Annotated in this window: 14 protein-coding genes; 2 read left to right on the top strand and 12 right to left on the bottom strand. The window is 65.3% G+C overall.

Features of this window, described 5'->3' with window-relative positions:
* Window positions 1–124: 124 nt before the first annotated feature.
* The 3 genes from C449_RS09525 to C449_RS09515 all read right to left on the bottom strand — a co-directional run bounded on the left by C449_RS09525 (window position 125) and on the right by C449_RS09515 (window position 2,766).
* A complete protein-coding gene (locus C449_RS09525) occupies window positions 125–949 on the bottom strand; it encodes an SDR family oxidoreductase (protein WP_006077789.1) in 825 nt (274 codons plus the stop codon).
* An 80-nt stretch (window positions 950–1,029) separates the two neighbouring features.
* Window positions 1,030–1,845, bottom strand: a complete 816-nt coding sequence (locus tag C449_RS09520; RefSeq protein WP_006077788.1) for an endonuclease V — start codon at window positions 1,843–1,845, stop codon at window positions 1,030–1,032.
* Between the two features lie 3 nt (window positions 1,846–1,848).
* A complete protein-coding gene (locus C449_RS09515; RefSeq protein WP_006077787.1) occupies window positions 1,849–2,766 on the bottom strand; it encodes a rhomboid family intramembrane serine protease in 918 nt (305 codons plus the stop codon).
* A 145-nt stretch (window positions 2,767–2,911) separates the two neighbouring features.
* Here C449_RS09515 and C449_RS09510 point away from each other — a divergent pair, with 145 nt between their 5' ends.
* Window positions 2,912–3,343: a DUF5788 family protein gene (locus C449_RS09510; RefSeq protein WP_049914003.1), complete on the top strand. Its 432-nt coding sequence runs from the start codon at window positions 2,912–2,914 to the stop codon at window positions 3,341–3,343.
* Window positions 3,344–3,412: 69 nt separating this feature from the next.
* Here the strand turns inward: C449_RS09510 and C449_RS09505 are convergent, their stop codons facing one another.
* The 8 genes from C449_RS09505 to hutU all read right to left on the bottom strand — a co-directional run bounded on the left by C449_RS09505 (window position 3,413) and on the right by hutU (window position 14,037).
* Window positions 3,413–6,478, bottom strand: a complete 3,066-nt coding sequence (locus C449_RS09505; protein ID WP_006077785.1) for an FAD-binding and (Fe-S)-binding domain-containing protein — start codon at window positions 6,476–6,478, stop codon at window positions 3,413–3,415.
* A gap of 136 nt (window positions 6,479–6,614) precedes the next feature.
* The gene (locus C449_RS09500; protein ID WP_006077784.1) at window positions 6,615–7,580 is read right to left on the bottom strand and encodes an AEC family transporter; all 966 of its coding nucleotides are present in this window, start codon (window positions 7,578–7,580) and stop codon (window positions 6,615–6,617) included.
* 187 nt (window positions 7,581–7,767) lie between these two features.
* Window positions 7,768–8,001: a helix-turn-helix domain-containing protein gene (locus tag C449_RS09495; protein ID WP_006077783.1), complete on the bottom strand. Its 234-nt coding sequence runs from the start codon at window positions 7,999–8,001 to the stop codon at window positions 7,768–7,770.
* Window positions 7,985–8,446, bottom strand: a complete 462-nt coding sequence (locus C449_RS09490) for a GAF domain-containing protein (protein ID WP_006077782.1) — start codon at window positions 8,444–8,446, stop codon at window positions 7,985–7,987. The genes C449_RS09495 and C449_RS09490 overlap by 17 nt, the downstream gene beginning before the upstream one ends.
* A gap of 127 nt (window positions 8,447–8,573) precedes the next feature.
* On the bottom strand, window positions 8,574–10,154 hold the full coding sequence (hutH, locus tag C449_RS09485) for a histidine ammonia-lyase (protein ID WP_006077781.1): 1,581 nt from the start codon (window positions 10,152–10,154) through the stop codon (window positions 8,574–8,576).
* Window positions 10,147–11,388 (bottom strand): imidazolonepropionase, encoded by a 1,242-nt coding sequence (hutI, locus tag C449_RS09480; RefSeq protein ID WP_006077780.1) that lies wholly within the window; start codon window positions 11,386–11,388, stop codon window positions 10,147–10,149. The genes hutH and hutI overlap by 8 nt, the downstream gene beginning before the upstream one ends.
* Complete coding sequence (gene hutG / locus C449_RS09475) at window positions 11,381–12,304, bottom strand: formimidoylglutamase (protein ID WP_006077779.1); 924 nt, start codon at window positions 12,302–12,304, stop codon at window positions 11,381–11,383. The genes hutI and hutG overlap by 8 nt, the downstream gene beginning before the upstream one ends.
* Window positions 12,301–14,037 (bottom strand): urocanate hydratase, encoded by a 1,737-nt coding sequence (gene hutU / locus C449_RS09470; RefSeq protein ID WP_049914047.1) that lies wholly within the window; start codon window positions 14,035–14,037, stop codon window positions 12,301–12,303. Before hutU ends, hutG begins: the two co-directional genes overlap by 4 nt.
* An 85-nt stretch (window positions 14,038–14,122) precedes the next feature.
* Between hutU and C449_RS09465 the strand changes: the two genes are divergently transcribed.
* On the top strand, window positions 14,123–14,776 hold the full coding sequence (locus C449_RS09465) for a helix-turn-helix domain-containing protein (protein WP_006077777.1): 654 nt from the start codon (window positions 14,123–14,125) through the stop codon (window positions 14,774–14,776).
* On the opposite strand, the gene C449_RS09460 is transcribed toward C449_RS09465, so the two are convergent.
* Window positions 14,773–16,203, bottom strand: coding sequence for a YjiH family protein (locus C449_RS09460; protein WP_006077776.1), 1,431 nt, complete (start codon window positions 16,201–16,203; stop codon window positions 14,773–14,775). The two genes, C449_RS09465 and C449_RS09460, sit on opposite strands and share 4 nt — an antisense overlap.
* Between the last annotated feature and the right edge of the window lie 28 nt (window positions 16,204–16,231).

The raw sequence follows: 16,231 nt of genomic DNA, 5'->3' as shown, positions 1-16,231 counted from the left end.
ATGAGTGAGTGGAGTGAGCAAAGCGAGCGGAACAAACGAATCGGTTGGGGAGGTATGTGGGCTGTACGGAGCGGTGGTGTCGGTAATCGAACCGCGAACGAGCGCTGCTCGATCGTTCCCGGAATCACACCACGCGACGGGCGAGGCTGTAGAGCCGGTTCCGGACACCGGCGGGGAGGAAACGGGCGTACTCGGCGAGACTCGCGAGCGGCCCGACGGGGTAGCGCGCGGGTGGGTTCGGCGAGACTGCCGCATCGACGATGGCCTCAGCGACCTCGACGGGCGAGACGGTGCCGACGCCGCCCTCGACGACGGTGCGCGAATCGTCAAGGAGATCGTAGAACGTCTCGTACGCGCCCGACCGTTCGAGGCCGGCGAGTTCGTCCTCGGCGCGGTCCTCGAAGTCGGTGTTCACTGGACCCGGTGCGACGACCGCGACGTCGATCCCGTAGTCCGCGACCTCCGTGCGGAGCGCGTCGGTCATAGCTTCGAGCGCGAACTTCGAGCCCGCGTAGACGCCCTTGGCGGGCGTGGCAAACCGGCCGGCGGTGCTGGAGACGTTCACGATGGTTCCCGTACCGCGATCGCGCATGTGCGGCAGGATGGCGCGAGTCAGTCGGTGTGGACCGTAGACGTTGGCGTCGAACTGGTCGTGGACGAGGCCGATCGGCACGTCTTCGATCGGGCCGAACTGCCCGTAGCCAGCGTTGTTCACGAGGCAGTCGATGCGACCAGTGTCGTCGATAACTCGCTCGACGACGGCCGTTACCGCCTGGTCGTCGGTGACATCGAGCGCTGCGGTCTCACAACTGGCGTCGTCGAGCGCCGACAGATCGTCCTCGTCGCGGGCGGTCGCGTACACCGTCCACTCCTCGTCGCGGAAGGCTTCCGCAGTTGCGCGACCGATACCCGACGAACAGCCGGTGATCAGCGCGGTCTTCGCGGTCATATCTCCGCACTCTCGGGCCGGGTAGTTAACTTCCGCCGTTCGTCGCCACGATCGTGCGTCACAGCACGGCGATCGAAACGTCAGTCGTCGTGATCGCGCTTCACCTCGTCGGCATAGCTGTCGGCGAGTCGCGTCGGTTCGGGGAGCTTGTACCCATTACAGAGCCGTTCGACGAGATCAGCAGCCGTTTCGCTGCCGACACGGTGGCCTGCACTCACGTACACTGGGTTGATGTATCGGTTTCCGGAGTCGTACTGGCGGGTCTGGAGCGCGTAGCCGATGACGGTGTCGGTGTCGTCCGCTGTCTCGACGCTGTCGTCGGCCGTGATGGCGACGCGGGTTCCTTCAGAAAGATCGTCGAGCGATCGCTGGGGCGCGCCACAGAGCAATCCTTTGGCGACCCCGACAGCCGGCAGATCGAGCGTGACGCCCATGTGAGTCGCAAGACCGGCCTCGCGGTAGTGAATCCGACCACTGCCGTCGAACACCGCGAGATCTGGCTCGACATCGAGACGCTCGAACGCCGCGAGGATCGCGCCGGCCTCCCGGAAGGAGAGGAGGCCGGGCACGTACGGAAATTCGAGATCGACGACGGCGTGGGCGCGTTCGATCACCTCCCCACCACGGAAGGCGACGATCGCTCCGACCGCCCGATCGTCGAGGAAGGCCTGATCGACGCCGACGACGATCGGTTGGTCGTCATGCGACGGGCTCGTGGCCGTTCGATCGTCAGTGATCGCATCGAGGGTGTGTGTGTCGGCGGTCGACACTGCTGCCGGATCGAATCCGAAATCGTCGGAAAAGGTCGCGGTGGCAGCGATCTCGCGCTGAAGCGTTTCCATCGTCTCACGCGAGGCCGACGGATCGGGAACGAACGCGGGGCGAGCGGGCTCCATGCGTCAGAACGGGCCGCGCCCGCGGCCACCCATCCCGCCACCGCCGCGGCCGCCGCCGAACTGGAGGCGGTTCCGTGCGTTCACCCGACCCTTGACGTGCTGACCGTAGACGAGCCCGATGACGAGCCCAGCGAGGTGAGCGACGTTGGCGACGCCGGGGAGGATCGGGACGCCGAGTGCCCCCGAGACCGAGACCGCGGCGTACCCCACGGTGAGCAGCCAGATCGGGACGGGAATGAAGAAGTAGAGATAGACCCGGAGATCGGGGTTCAACACCGTGAGTACACCGAGGATGGCGAGGGCCGCGCCGCTCGCGCCGAGCGCACCCGTGGGGTCGTTCTGCACGATCCCGACCCCCATCTGGGCGAGGCCAGCGAGCACACCGCTCCCGATGAAGAGCAGGGCGAAATCCCGCGAGCCGACGTACTCCTCGACCAGTTGGCCGAAGAAGTAGATCACGATGGCGTTGACGAGGAGATGCCAGAGCCCACCGTGGGCGAAGATCGACGTGACCCACGTCCAGACGTACTCCGGATGGATCGGTGAGATGACGAACGCCGCGTTCCAGAGCTGAGAATTGATCGGAATCCCGAACAACGGGAACAAGATGAACTGCAACCCGAACGTGATGAACATCAGTCCGAGGAACACGAACGTCATGTTCCCACGGAAGAACCCGAGCGGTCCGCCGACGCCGGTATCGAGGACGCCGGACAACCGCTCCGACGACGTCTGGCTGCCGGGGTTGTCGACGCTGTCGTCGAAGCCGCTGTCGAAGATCCCCGATGGATCGTTCCAGTCGTCGAGCCCCGAACAGCCGTGATTCTCGGGGAGGCGGTGCTCGCCGCAGTAGGTGCCACCGCAGTGTCGGCAGTGATACGGCATGTTCTCGCTCCGACCACACTGGTCGCACGTCGCCATTTACTGTGGGTTAGTGACGCCGGCTAAAATCGGTTGGGTTCCGAAGAGCGAAACGGGACTGCCGAACGGTCGCGGCGCGTTCGAGTGCTGCCGCCGGTCAAACGCACCCGACGGAGTGAAAGCCCGGCAACACCGAGTGTCCAGCGTGAAGCCGTACGAGCGAAAACAGCTCCTCGCGCGAGTCGAACGCGAGGGCGCGACCGTTGGCGCGTCGATCCCCGAAACGATCGACATCCAGGGTGACCGGCTCGCGCTTCGGGAGTTCGTTTTCGAAACACGATCACGTGAGTCAGTGCCGGCGAACGAGCGCGAGCGCGTCGAGCAGGCGAAGAAGAACCTCCGGCGCGAGCGCCTCCAGCGCAAGCAGCGCCTCGAAGACGCCGACATCCCGCGCGAAGAGGGCGAGCGGCTGGTTGAGAGCATCGTCGGCATCGATCGCGCGCTGAACGCACTCTCTGATCTCGGGACCACCGACATCGAGCGTGAGGCCGACGCGAACGAGGCCGCCGACCGAAAGCGCTGGATGTCGTTCCTGAAGCAAGCGCTCGGTAACGAGGACTCGAACGCGCGGCGGTGAGTCTCGGGATCACGGACCCTCCTGCCTGCTGTCAGAGCGACCGAGCAGCATCGGGGTTCCGAGGTCCTGTCAGCGAACGAGAGCTACCGCGGCTGCCTCGATCGGGTGACGTGGTCGCGATTCGTCGGATCGGTCGCCGATCTGAGTACGACAGGAGGTGCCAGGTGCGACCACTCGATCGCCGTCGCTCGCGTCGACCTGATCGAAGAGGATGTTCCCGATCGTCTGTGAGAGTTCGTAGTGTTCGGCCTCATAGCCAAAGGAGCCGGCCATTCCACAGCAGCCCGACTCCAGCGGATCGACGTCGTAGCCTGCTCGTCGCAGGACGCCAACCGCATGGTGGTCCTTCGCGAGCGCCTTCTGGTTGCAATGGCCGTGGTAGGTGAGCGACGTGTCGGGTGCGGTGAAATCGACCCGGTCGTCGAGTCGGAACCGATCGAGGTATTCGAGCACGCCATATGCGCTCTCGGAAACACGCGTCGCCGCCGCGCTGTCGGGGAGCAGATCGAGATACTCGTCCTGGAACATCACCGCGTCGGAGGGTTCGACGAACGCGACCGCCCAGTCGTCCCGGACGAGCGGGTCGAGCGCTTCGACGTTCGTCCGCGCGCGATCGCTGGCGACGTCGAGCAGACCCTTCGAGTAGGCGGGCCGTCCGCTCGGCGCGACGTCGTCGGGGATCGTAACGTGGACGCCGGCGGCCTCCAACACGAGGACCGCCGCCTTCCCCGGCCGAGGATGGCTGTAGTTGGTGTACGTATCGGGAAAGAGCGCCACCTTCGCCTCGGCCTCGTCGGGCGAGATCGCCGCACCGCCACGCGCTTCGAACCATTCCTCGAGTGACTCCCTCGCGAAGTGTGGAAGTTCGCGCTCACGGGCGATTCCCACCGTCTTCTCCATCGCAGCCCGTGCCCCCGGCAGTTTCGGGAGCCAGTTCGAGAGCGGCGCGAACCGACTCCCGAGCGCCGCGAGTCGGTCGACGTTCGCGAACAGGCGCTCGCGGCGGCCGATCCCTTCGCGCTCGTGGTACTGGTGTTTGACCTCGGTTTTGAGCTTGGCCATGTCGACGCCGGTCGGACAGTCGCTCGCACACCCCTTGCAGCCGACACAGAGATCGAGCACCTCCTCTTGGAATCGCTCGGAGTAGAGCTCTTCCTGGGGAAGCTCTCCCGAAATCGCCGCCCGGAGGAGGTTCGCCCGGCCCCTGGTGGTCTGAATCTCCTCGCGCGAAGCGCGATAGGTCGGACACATCGTCTCGCTGTCGGTCTGGCGGCAGGTCCCACAGCCGTTGCAGAGCTCGACGAGGTGTGAGAACCCCTCGCCGTCCCCACTCCCGTCGCTCCCGACCTCGTCGCTTGCGCTCTCGTCGAACGCCATCGTCGTCTGCGGTTCGAGCGACGAATACTCCGCACCGTATCGGAGGTTCTCGCGCATGTCCGCGCCGACGCCGCGTCCGTCCGCCGGCGCGCTCTCGTCGTCTTCGTTCCAGTAGACGACCGTTCCGGGGTTCATCAGTCGATCCGGATCGGCGGCGAGTTTCAACTCCTGAAACGCCCCCCAGAGGTCTTGGCCGTACATCTTCGGGTTGAATTCGGTGCGCGCGAGGCCGTCGCCGTGTTCGCCCGAGAAGGCTCCGTCGTGCTCCATGACGAGCGAGGTGACGTCCTCGGAGATCGAGTGCATCGCCTCGATACCCTCGCCTTCTTTGAGATTCAGGATCGGCCGGATGTGGAGCGTCCCCGACCCGGCGTGGGCGAAGTACGCCGCCGAGGTGTCGTGGTCGTCGAGGATTGCCTCGAACTCGACGACGTACTCCGCGAGTTCCGCCGGCGGAACGGTGGCGTCCTCGATGAACGGGTAGGGTTTGGGATCGCCTTCCAGACTCATCAGCAGCGGGATCGCGGCCTTCCGGAGTTTCCAGAGCTTCGATTGATCCTCGGCCGAGTACGCTTCCAGCACGTCGAACGCCGCACCCTGTTCCACGAAGTGGGCGTTCGTTCCCTCGATGGCGGCCTCGAAGTCGTCGCACAGTTCGGCGTCGAACTCCAGCATCAGCGCCGCTGCCGTGCCCTCGGGAATCGGATCGACGTACTGGGAAAACTCGGTGGAGTCACCTGCGAGCCGGAACACCTCGTCGTCCATCAGCTCGACCGCGCTCACGTCGAAGTCGAGCGCTTCGGGGACGGCGGCCATCGCGTCGACGAGATCGGCAAAACAGTAGAGCGTGAGCGCGGTCGAGTCGGGTTTCGTGACGAGGCCGAGCGTCGCCTCGACCACGACGCCGAGGGTCCCCTCCGCGCCGACGAACAGCTTCGAGAGATTGATGACCTCCTCTCCGTCGTCGTTTTCGTACACGACCTTGTGGAGGTTGTAGCCCGACACCGAGCGCTTCAGGCTCGGATAGCGCTCTGCGATCTTTTCTCGGTTGTTCTCAACGAGTTCACGAACCGTGCGGTAGAGTGCGGCCTCGCGGTCGTCCTTGCTGACGAGGGCCTCCCACTCCGGACTGTCGAGGACGACCTCGCGGGTGTGGATCAGCGAGCCGTCGGCGAGCACCACTCGGAGTTCCTCGGTGTAGGCGTCGGTGATGCCGTACCGGACCGAGTGCGCGCCTGTACTGTTGTTCCCGATCCCGCCGCCGATCGTCGCACGGTTCGAGGAAGCGGGATCGGGCGCGAACTTGAGTCCCCACTCGTCGAGGTGGGCGTCGAGGTGATCCTGAACGACGCCCGGTTGGACGGTCGCGGTCCGTCCTTCGGGATCGACGTCAAGGATCGAGTCCATGTGACGGCTGCAATCGAGCACCACACAGCCCGGGCCGACGGTCTGGCCGGCGAGCGATGACCCTGCACCGCGCGGGAGTACGGGGACATCGTGCTCGGCGGCGATCCGGACCGCCGCCCGCACGTCCTCGATGTCGCGCGGACGGACCACGCCCGCGGGCCGTGCTTGATAGATGCTGCCGTCGGTGGCGTAGAGCACCTGAGAGTACTCGTCGAACGCCACTTCGCCGCGCACCGCCTCGCGCAGATCGGCGGCGAGCGCACGGTACTCGGCGACGTCAGCGTGATCGTGCCCCAGCGCGTCGACCGATGTCGAAAAGTCGGCTGTATCGGAAGCCTCCTCGGCAGCCATACGTATTTTCGGCGGTAGATAATGTTAAACACTGGGATGGCCCCCAAGGCTTGCACCGATCAGGTTCGTGGTTGACCGCGGTGCGGGCTGTCGTTCGTGACTGTCGCGATGGCTTCTTCTGAACGGTGGAGGAGACTCAGAGGAACGAACCGACGAGATCGGTTTCGAGCACGGCGATCACGCCGGTAAGGACGGGAACGCTCGCGAGCGTCGTGGTCAGGACGGCGGCGCTGACGTACTCGGGGGCGGTGACGCCGCCCACGGAACGGTCGCTGCCCATCTCGATCACGAGGATGAGCGGCGTGATCGCCGCGGGCGCGGCGCATTCGAGCACGAACACCCGTGCGACCGTCGTGTTCTCGAAGCCGAGCAGGGCCGCGATCGCGAATCCGACGACCGGTGCGATCACGAGTTTGAGCGCGTTCGCGGTGCCAACGCGCGCGACCGCAGTGCCGTAATTCGTGTTAGCGAGCTGGATGCCGACGAGCAACAACATCAGTGGGATCGCCGCATCGCCGACGAGTTTCAGGGTTTCCATCGTTGTACCGTCAGCGGGAGGGACGACCCCAAGCCAGCGCACGAGCGCCGCGAGCACGACCGCGTAGACGAGGGGGAGTTCGAACACCCGCTTGACCGAGCCGAATCCGCCGTCGCCCCCGGAGCGAGAGGCGAGATAGACTCCCACGGTGTAGACCACGACGCTCTGGCCGACGAGATAGACCACGGCAGTCGCGCGGCCGACCACCCCAAACGCGAACGCCGAAAGTGGGATGCCGAAGTTCCCGCAGTTCGAAAAGGAGCTCACGAGGACGAGCGCGCTCCGAATTGGTTCGTCCTCGCCGAGTGCGCGCCCGACGATCTCCGCGGCCATCGCCATGACGAGAATGAATCCGACGACACCCACGACGAGTTTCACGAGCGTCTCGCCACCGATGTCGGTGGTCGCGATGCTGTGAAAGACGAGCGCCGGAGCCAGCACGTAGATCGTCACGGTGTTGAGCGGGTCGACCGCGATGGACCGGACGCGGCCGAGCACGAAACCGACCGCCGCGATCGTGACGATCGGAAGAATGGCGCTCGCAAAGATCGAGAGGAGGGACATACCGCACCCACCGCCCGTCGGGTTACAAACGTTGCGAGGCGTGCCCGCTCCGCGGAACGCCACGAGCGCAGTTACGCTCCGCTTCGGACCGAAAACTCGATAGTTCTCATCGTGTAATCAGACGCTCCTTCGGGTGGCCTGTGTGTTGGTCTAGATTGCTCTCGCCCCGTCCGAAAGAGGAATGCGACTAGCCGTCACTCGTTCGCGGTTCGGTCGACGATCCGGATTGCTCACTCTCGCCGAACAGCTCTACGAGCGCGGCCGCGTGCTCGTCGCTCGGGACCCGGTCGCCGTCCTCCCACGCCGCGACCACGGCCGTCGTTGTTTCGAGATTGGCTGCGACTTCCATCTGGTGGAGGCCACGGGTCTGGCGGCGATCTCGGAGTTCCTCACCGAGTGGCGGGTTATTCTGTGCTGTCATGGGAGATGATCTGCTTGCCGATCCTCATCAGCTTATCACGTTCTTCGGCGGTAAACTCGTACTGTTCCGGCTTGCCAACCCCGATCGTTCCTTCGAGCGTGCCGTCCTCTCCGATGATCGGGGCAGCAAGTGACCCCTCCATCCCCGTCGCGCGTGCGCCGTCTTCGGCGACGCCGGAGTCGTCCGTCTGGAGATTACAGATATCGACTGGTTCCATTCGCTCGGCCGCCAATCCAGCCATTCCTTTGCCGACCGGAATCGTCTCGATCCGCGGAAGAACGGAGTCCGGAATACCGACGGAAGCAACGAGCTGTAATCCGTCTTCGTCCGTTCGGTGGAGCGTGCCTGACGTACAGTCGAATTCCGCGACGACATTTTGGAGAACTTCCCCCGTTCCCTCGTCGGGTTTCGGCGCTATGGAAGACGGTGTCTCTTCGTCGTTCATCGTCGGTGGTTCGTCGGTACTGTCGTTAGTCACTTAAACGTACCTCGCATAGTACGTAAGTTCGAGCAGAGACTTAGATGGAGGGAGTTCGGCACGACGCCGAATCACCGTGACGAAGCGACGACGCCTACTCGATCGAATCGTCGAGGGCGCACTCGATAGCGTCGTCGAGCCGTCCTGTAGCCACCAGCTCCGTCGCGATTTCGATCTCGGTGTGGAGTGGCCGATCGTCGTCGAGCGGCGGCACGTGTTCGCGGATCGCATCGTAGGCTGCGCCAGTCCCCGTTCCAGGATCGAGATCGTCGTCGACGAACTCCATCGCCTGTGCGCCACAGAGGAGTTCGATCCCAACGGTCGTCAGCGCGTTCTCGACGGCGGTCCGGGCGTGGTGTGTGCTTTCGGCGCTCATACTCACGTGGTCCTCCTGGCCACCGCTCACGGGCGTGTTGTCGGTCGCAGGCGACCCGAGCGATCGACTCTGGTTCACGAGCGTGGCGGCGCTGTACTGGGCGATCATGTAGCCCGAGCGCACGCCGCTTTCGGGCGTGAGAAACGGCGGGAGGTGTTCTTCCTGAAGGTTGGGATTGAGCAGCCGATCGGTGCGGCGCTCGGCGATCGCAGCGAGCTCCGTGAGCGCGTTCACGAGATAATCGAGTCGGAGCGCGAGCGGCTCCCCATGAAAATTGCCGCCGGAGAGCACGCCGACCGACGCCGTTCCACTGGCGCGATCGTCGACGTCAGCGCCCGAAAAGACGAGCGGGTTGTCGGTCGCGCTATTTAATTCGGTCTCGACGGCCTCACGGAGATGGACGATCGCATCACGCACTGCGCCGTGGACCTGCGGGAGACAGCGTAGCGAGTAGGCGTCCTGAACCCGATCGCAGTTGCGGTGGGACTCGACGATTTCCGAATCGGCGGTGAGTTTGCGGATGTTCCGTGCGCTCGTCGCCTGGCCGTCGTGGGGGCGAACGTCCTGAATCGCCGGAGCGCACGAGGCGGTCGTCCCCATCGAAACCTCGGTCGTGAGTGCGCCCGCAATGTCAGCCCCGCGGACGGCGCGCTCGGCGTCGACGACACAGAGTGCAGCCAGCCCGACGGACAGCTGTGTGCCGTTGATGAGAGCGAGTCCCTCCTTCGCGGCGAGCGAGAGCGGTTCGAGGCCCGCCCGTGCGAGTGCCGCCTCGCCGTCGAGTTCTTCGCCATCCACTTCGGCGGTGCCTTCGCCCAACAGAACGAGTGCCTGGTGGGCGAGCGGCGCGAGATCGCCGCTCGCGCCGAGACTGCCCCGCGACCGGACGACCGGATGGACGTCTTCGTTCAACATCGTCACGAGGTGATCGACGACGATCTCGCGGATCCCCGAGTACCCCTTCACCAAGGCGTTGATCCTCGTGAGCATCATCGCACGGACCGCCTCGCGGTCGAGCTCTGATCCCACACCCGAAGCGTGACTCCGGACGAGGTTGGTCTGGAGGCGTTCGCGCTCGCCTTCGGGGATGCGTTCGGTCACGAGCTGGCCGAAACCGGTGTTCAAGCCGTAGACCGCCTCGTCGCCGTCGAGAACCTTCTCGACGCGCTCTCGAGATCCCCGCACGGCTTCGCGTGCGGACTCGGCGATCGTCACCCGGGCGTCGTCACGAGCGACCCGCGCCACGTCCTCGGGAGTGAGCGACGTCCCATCAAGGACGACTGGTTCGCGCTCACTCATGGCTTTCTTCCGTCCCCGATACTAGCTCGCCGTCCTTGAGCACCGTTTCGACGGTGTTCACACCGAAGTTGTACGGCACGTGAACGTGCGATGGGGCGTCGATGATGGCCACGTCGGCAGCCATTCCCTCGCGAAGCGAACCACTCTCGCCAGCACGGTCGAGCGCGCGTGCGCCGCCCTGTGTCCCGGCCAGCAGCGCTTCGGCGGGCGTCATCCCCATCCCGATACAGGCGAGCGCGATCGCGAAACCCATGCTCTGGGAGTGGCAGTTCGGGTTGAAATCGGTCGCCACCGCGATCGACCCTCCTTCGTCGAGAAACGCCCGCGCGTCGGCGTACTCCGCGCCGAGTGAGAAGGCCGTTCCGGGGAGAAGGACGGGCGTGACACCCGCCTCGGCGAGCGCCGCACGATCGTCGTCGTTCGCGTGAAGCAGATGGTCGGCGCTCGCCGCACCGAGATCGGCCGCGAGCTGTGCGCCGCCGAGCCGGACGAACTCCTCGGCGTGGACTTTCGGCGTGAGTCCGTACTCAATTCCGGCTTCGAGAATGCTGCGGGACTGCTCGACCGAAAAGACGTCCTCCTCGCAGAACACGTCGCAGAACTCGGCGATCCCCTGATCGGCGACTGCGGGAAGCTGGTCGTCGATGACTCGCTCGGTGTACGCCTCGGCGTCGGTTCCCTCGGGAACGGCGTGGGCACCCATGAACGAGGGGACCACGTCGACTGGGTGCGTGTCGTCGGCCTGTCGGATGACGTCGAGCATCCGGAGCTCGGTTTCGGTATCGAGCCCGTAGCCGGACTTGACCTCCACGGTGGTCGTGCCGTGAGCGAGCATCGTATCGAGATGACCGAGCAGGTTCGAGAGGAGTTGCTCGCTGCTCGCCTCCCGGACGGCGCGCACGGTTCGAAGGATTCCACCGCCCTCGGCCAGAATCTCCTGGTACGTCTTCCCGCGGAGCTTCGCCGCGAACTCGTCGGAGCGATCGCCCGCGAACAGGCCGTGGGTGTGTGAATCTACGAACCCCGGGATCACGCTTCGTCCATCGGCGTCGATCGCGTGAGTGGCGTTCTCGGGCGGGTACTCCTCGGTGATCTCGTCGGTCGGACCGACCGCGGCCACACGACCGTCGACGACGGCGAGAGCGGCGTTTTCGTGCTGTTCGAGCGTGTCGTCTTCGCCGGGTCCGACGACGATCTCGCTCGCGTCGTGGATTAGTGTCGTGAGTTCAGTCATCGTGTTCCTCCGTGTACCCCGTCAGAAAGTGGGCGACGGCTCGTGCGCCCGCGGCGGCAGTCCGCCCCTCGGTGTCGAGCGACGGCGCACATTCGACGACTTCGAATCCCGCCACCCGGTCGTCGGCTGCGACACGGCGGAGGGCCTCGAAGAGTTCCCGCGTCGTGATCCCACCGGGTGTGGACGCGCTCACGCCCGGCGCAGCCGTGGCGTCGAGCACGTCGAGGTCCACGCTGACGTAGACCGTCTCGACGCCAGCCATCGCGTCGAGCGCACGGTCGACCGCTCCAGCGGGATCGTCGCCGACAGCTTCGCTCGTAACGATCGCCCCGTTCTGTTCGTCGACGTACTCGGCGTACGCGGTCGAGGTTTCGAAGTGGCGCGCCCCGACGCAGGCGTAGGCGTCGAGACCGTCCTCGTGGAGTTGTCGGTACGGCGTCCCGCTGGTCGGTTTTTCCTGTACCTCACGGCAGTCGAGATGCGCATCGAAATTGACGATCCCGGCCGATTCCGAGAGCAGCGGCGCAGCGTTCGGGTACGTGAGCGAGTTGTCGCCGCCGAGAAAGACCGGAAGCGCGTCCTGAGCGTGAACGTCGCGGGTGGTCTCGCGGACGGTCTCTTGGACCGCGCTGACATCGCCATCCGGAATCACGACGTTGCCGAGATCGCCGATCGATTCGACGGGACCCGCATCGAAGTGATGGGTTTTGACGCCGGCGAGTGCGTCGCGGAGCGCCGCCGGTCCTTCGCGCGCGCCGCGCCGGCCGATCACCGCATCATCGTACGGCTCGCCGACGAGGACGGCGTCGAACTCGCCGGCACGATCGAGCGTCGCGGGTTCGACGACGTCACCGAACTGCTCGTCGTTCGGATCCGACGACGACCCCGACCACGCCGGCGGTTCGTGCAGGCTCATCGTCGGTCCCGCATCGGCACCGCCACGTCCGACTGGTCGGCCTCGTCGATGGCCTCGTCGTAGCCCGCGTCGGCGTGGCGGATCACGCCCATCCCCGGATCGGTCGTGAACACGCGGCGAGCCTTCTCCGCAGCCAGATCGGAGCCGTCGAGCACGACGTGGTTGTTGGCATGGAGCGCGTTGCCGATACCGACGCCGCCGCCGTCGTGAACGCTCACGATGTCCGCGCCCGCGGCGCAGTTCAGGAGGGCGTTCAGGATCGGCCAGTCCGCGACCGCGTCGGTGCCGTCCCGCATGGCCTCGGTCTCGCGGTGTGGGCTGGCGACGCTGCCGGCGTCGAGGTGATCGCGGGTGACGACGATCGGTGCGCTGATTTCGCCGTCGGCGACGAGTTCGTTGATCCGGAGCGCGAAGCGCGCGCGCTCGGTCAATCCATTTTCGTCGTTTTCGTACCCAAGCCAGCAGACTCGTGAAGGAAGTCCCTGGAAAGATACTTGTTCCTGAGCGAGTTCGATCCAGCGGTTGAGCGATTCGTTGTCAGGGAATCGTTCGGTCACCGCCTCGTCGGTGCGGTGGATGTCGGCTGGATCGCCGGACAGCGCCGCCCACCGGAACGGGCCGCGGCCGCGACAGAACATCGGCCGGATGTAGGCAGGAACGAACCCGGGGAAATCAAAAGCGTCCTCGCGCCCGCGGTGATCCTCGACTTGGCCACGGAGGTTGTTGCCGTACTCGAAGGCAACCGCGCCGCGCTCTTGAAGTTCGAGGATGGCGTCGACATGACGCTCCATCGTGTCGAGGCTCTCCTCGCGGTAGCGCTCGGGGTCCGATTCTCGAAGTTCGTCGGCCTCCGCGACGGAGTAGCCGCTGGGGTAGTACCCCCCCAATTCGTCGTGGGCGCTGGTTTGGTCGGTCACGACGTCGGGGACGAACCCGCGCTCCAGCATCGCTTCGAGCATGTCTGCGACGTTCATCTCGACGGCGACGCTGTACGGTTCGCCGGCTTCGGCCGCTTCCTCAGCGTTGTCGAGCGCCTCGTCGAGACTGTCAGCGCGTTCCATCAGGTAGTCCGTATCGAGTCGGCGTTCGATCCGGCGCGCATCGACCTCGGCGGCGATACAGACGCCGCGGTTCATCGTGACTGCGAGGGGCTGTGCACCGCTCATCCCGCCGAGACCCCCGGTGGCCACGATTTTTCCTTCGAGGTTGCTGTCGTATTCCTGCCGACCGAGTTCAGCGAGCGTCTCGTAGGTTCCTTGGATGATGCCCTGGGTGCCGATGTACGCCCACGAGCCGGCGGTCATCTGGCCGTACATGATCTTGCCCTCGGCTTCGAGCTCGTGGAAATGCTCCCAGTCGTCCCACTTCCCCACGAGATTCGAGTTCGCGATCAGCACCCGGGGCGCTCGCTCGTGAGTTGCGAAGCGGCCGACGGGCTTGCCCGACTGGACGAGCAGGGTTTCTTCGTCGTCGAGGTCACGTAGCTCGGCGAGAATGGCGTCGTAGGCGTCCCAGCTTCGGGCCGCTCTGCCGGTCCCACCATACACCACGAGGTCCTCGGGTTTTTCGGCGACCTCGGGATCGAGGTTGTTGTTGAGCATCCGGAGGGCGGCCTCCTGTCGCCACCCCTTGCACTCGATCTCAGTGCCCGTCGGTGCGCCCTGGTACTCGCGCCACTGCTCGGACGGCTCGCCGATGCCGGACTCGGTCGCGGCGGATTCCTGTTCGCTCATCCCCTCCATCTATGCGAACGACTCACGATACCGTTGGTGCTCCACGTGGAGTGTCTTTTATTAGTGAGGGTTCGTTCTCCAGCGTATGTACGAAGCCACCTTTCGGATCGAGGGCGACGGGGCCTACGCCGTCGCGACCGCCGGCACCGACGCCGCAGTCGAGCTGTGGTGTAACGACCACTGTGATCTCCTCTATGTCACGGACGACGCGACCGACGAGATCCTCGCACACGTCCGCGAGCGCGTCGGCGTCCAAGACCTCCTCCGGCGGCCGGACGAGCTGGTGGTCGTCACCGCCGAATGTCTCAAACGACGCAAGGGCGACCTGATCGAGTCGTACCTCGCCCGCCACGACTGCCTCCTCCTGCCGCCGCTGCGCTACACCGGCGGCGCGAAATCCTGTCGAGTGCTCGCGCTCGATCCGGCCAACCTCACGGCGTGCTACCGCGATCTCATCGATGACGGGTTTTCCGTCTCGGTCGAGCAAAAGCGCGAGATCGAGACGGTCGCTCACGACGCGCCGCTGCTCACGCTCGATGGCGTCCTCCCCGATCTCTCGGCGCGCCAGCGAGAGACGTTCGGGGTCGCCTACGATCGGGGGTACTACGAGATTCCCCGCGAGACCACGACCACCGAGATCGCCGACGCGGTCGGGGTCGAGCGGCGGACCGCCGAGGAACACCTCCGGCGGGCGGAGAACAAGCTGGTCGCAGCGCTGATCGAGTACGTTCGGGCTTAGAGCAGCCCGAGTGCGGCGACGAGGTGGGTCATCCCGGCGATCAGCGGCACGAGGATGACCGTGCGCATGACGAACAGTATCACGAGATCGCGAAATCGCACCGGAACATCGCTGAACATGTCCATCGTCATCGGGCCGACGCTGGAGAAGAAGATGAGCTGGGAGACCGCGAGCACGGCGATGAAAAACCGCGCCATCGGCGCGGCCTCCTCCACCAGTAGGACCGGAACGTACATCTCGGTGATCCCCACGATGGTCGCCGGCGCGACCGTCTCGGCGCTCGGCAGCCCGAGCAGCTCGATCACGGGCACGAGCGGCGCACCGAGGATATCGAACGTCGGGGTGTACGCCGAGAGGAGCACCGCCGCGAGACCGACCGCGAGGATCGTCCCGAGGATCAGGCTCGTGAGTTTCAGCCCGTCGACGAACCCACGCCACGCCGCCCCGGCGAACGTCTCGCCCTCCTTCGCCTTCCCGACCGCCTCGCTCAGCGCGAACCGGAGGTACTCCCGTGGGGAGCCGACGAACGGGATTTCGGGATCGGGTTCGGCGACGTACTCCTCCGGAACGGTGCTGATCGGCGGCACCCGGACGAGGATCGCGGCACAGATCACGACACACACGAAGTACGCGAGGAAGATGACCGGGAACAGCGCGAGCATGTCGACCGTGGCGGCGACCACGCCGACGAACCCGATGCTGACCGTCGAGAAGCAGGTCGCAATGATGAACACCTCACGCTTGTTGTAGCCACCGCGATCGAAGACGTTCCGGGTGACGTAGAGGCCCACCGAGTACGACCCGACCCACGACGCGAGGCTGTCGAGGGCCGCTCTTCCAGGAAGTTTGAACAGCGGGTTCATCACCGGCCTCGCGAGCGTGCCGACGAACTCCAGCCCGCCGAGTTCGACGAAGATCGTGATGAAAATCGCGCCGATCGGGATGATGACGCCGACGCTGTAGATCAACGTCCCCCACATGAACCCGCCCGTCGCCGGGGTATGGAGCCATTCGGGTCCGAGTTTGAAGAACATCACCGGCGCGAGCACCGCACCGAGCACCCGGAGTGCCCAGAACGCGACCGAACTCTCGAAGTACGACAGATCGGCGTCGAGTGAGACAGTTTCCCGAGCGTCGAGTTCGGCGGCAGTCGTCAATACGCCGCCAGCAACGATGATTGCCAGTGCGTACACCCCGACGGCGTCCGGGAACGAGGTGGTGATCGTGCTGACGACGATGTCGAACGGGACGGTGATCTCGCCCTGCCACGGCACCGGGACGAGGAAGAAGACCGCGCCGACGGCGAACGCGACGACGAACTTCGCTATCGGCCCGGTCTCGAACTCGTTGAGGTCGATCTCGTCGATGTCGCGGGCCGACGGCACGCCGTCGATGGCCCACGTTTTGTCCTGTGATTCGGTACTCATAGACACAGGAAGGGAGCAGGGACACGTG

Source organism: Halococcus saccharolyticus DSM 5350 (genome assembly GCF_000336915.1).
Taxonomy (GTDB): Archaea; Halobacteriota; Halobacteria; order Halobacteriales; family Halococcaceae; genus Halococcus; species Halococcus saccharolyticus.
The sequence above is the reverse complement of the archived record's forward strand: the minus strand, read 5'-3'. Positions and strand labels throughout refer to the sequence as shown.